Origin of the sequence: Aphanothece microscopica RSMan92 (assembly GCF_046613545.2) — a bacterium.
In the GTDB taxonomy this organism is placed as follows: domain Bacteria; phylum Cyanobacteriota; class Cyanobacteriia; order PCC-6307; family Cyanobiaceae; genus NIES-981.
In genome coordinates this window covers 1-763 of the sequence record NZ_JBKKKY020000270.1, presented here as the reverse complement: position 1 = coordinate 763, position 763 = coordinate 1, and the positions used below count along the sequence as shown (strand labels likewise).

The 763-nt window shown below is 49.9% G+C and carries 2 protein-coding genes; both read left to right on the top strand.

Annotation, left to right across the window (positions count from 1 at the left end):
* Positions 1 to 221 (top strand): hypothetical protein (locus tag ACLD7X_RS17440; protein WP_411424957.1); only part of this gene is annotated, 221 nt, incomplete at its 5' end.
* A partial coding sequence (locus tag ACLD7X_RS17435; protein WP_411424956.1) for a peptidylprolyl isomerase occupies positions 218 to 763 on the top strand: 546 nt, incomplete at its 3' end. The genes ACLD7X_RS17440 and ACLD7X_RS17435, both read left to right, overlap by 4 nt.

Sequence of the window (763 nt, the reverse complement as noted above, 5' to 3'; positions counted from 1 at the left end):
TATACCTGAATAGCGCTACGGCCACCCAACAATTGTGGGCATCTATTACCCGGCGTTTCAGCAATAAATATGGTCCTCCCCGCAACGAAAAGCCAAAGCTGATCAACTGGGAAAATAGCGCTGTAAAGGCTACCATGGAAGAAGTTTCCGTCGGTAAAGATTACGGTCTGAAATTAGTGTTTGAACCTGCTACCAAATTAGCCCTGGCAACCAATAAATGAACTACCTATTTGAACGTATAGCTATACTACTTTTACTAGCTACATTTTGCCTGGTACCCGCCCATGGGCAACGAAAGTCGAAGAAAGACTATCTGGTAACGATCAAAACTGACATGGGATCCATGCGCCTCGTTTTGTCTGACAAAGCCCCATTACACAAGGCCAATTTTATCAAACTCGCCCAGAACAAGCAGTACGATGGTCTGCTTTTCCACCGGGTGATCGAATCCTTTATGATTCAGGGGGGAGACCCAAATTCCCGTAATGCTGAGGCAGGTACTCCCCTGGGCAGCGGAAGTGTAGGGTATCGTATTCCGGCCGAGTTTCACCCCGATCTCTTTCAAAAAAAAGGGGCCGTAGCCGCCGCCCGCGACAACAACCCCGAAAAGGAGTCCAGTGGGTGCCAGTTTTATATCGTTCAGGGGCGTGTTTGGCCGGAAGCAGATCTGGATCGTCAGATTGCCCGCGCGGTGCGTAAACCCACCGAAACCCAGAAGAAAACCTACCTGACCGAAGGCGGTGTACCCCATCTGGACGGAAAC